Source organism: Lysobacter sp. TAB13, from assembly GCF_052113885.1.
Lineage (GTDB): Bacteria > Pseudomonadota > Gammaproteobacteria > Xanthomonadales > Xanthomonadaceae > Lysobacter > Lysobacter gummosus.
Map to the genome: position 1 here is coordinate 1 of NZ_JBFRDR010000111.1, position 557 is coordinate 557.

Here is a 557-nt window from a genome sequence, read left to right on the forward strand (position 1 = left end):
GGGTGGCGGAGATCGCCATCGCTCGTTTGATACTTGCCGACATGGCCGCCGATTCCGGCGTTCTCCTGGGAATGAACCTGGTGCGATCATCATTCGCCATTCCGTATTGTCCTCCGGGCGCGGTCGAGCGAGTGCCCGGTGCGCGACAGCGCCGCCGGGATTCGCTGAGGGTAGCTCAAATGGCTGGGATAAACGTCCAAACGTCCAGGCAGGTCCACATCCAGGCAGGCCTTCAGCTTTGGTTTTGCAAGGCCGTCCGCAGCAAGTCGTAGGTGGGCGCCAGGTCACGAAGGGCCGACGCCGCAACAGCGTCCTTGCCGATAACCAGCGGATATTGCATCGCGCCGATCAGGCGCGCCTGCCTGTCGGCAATCTGCCCGGCTTCGGCATAGCCAGCGCGCGCCAGGCACGTCGCAGCATCGGCGGCGCGGCGGGCGCCGACCCTGACCGCGAAATGGATCATATGGCCGCGCAGCTCCTCGTCGCATCGCGCCTCGATCCTTGTAGCCAGGGCTTCGGCAGCTTCGCCATTGCCGAGGCTTCCGGTGGGCATACCG

At 65.2% G+C, this 557-nt stretch carries 1 protein-coding gene; it reads right to left on the reverse strand.

All coding sequences use genetic code 11. The features are described 5' to 3' along the window. Positions 1 to 232: 232 nt before the first annotated feature. Positions 233 to 557, reverse strand: a 325-nt coding sequence (locus tag AB4Y92_RS25360) for a hypothetical protein (RefSeq protein WP_441822128.1), incomplete at its 5' end; no start/stop codon positions are given.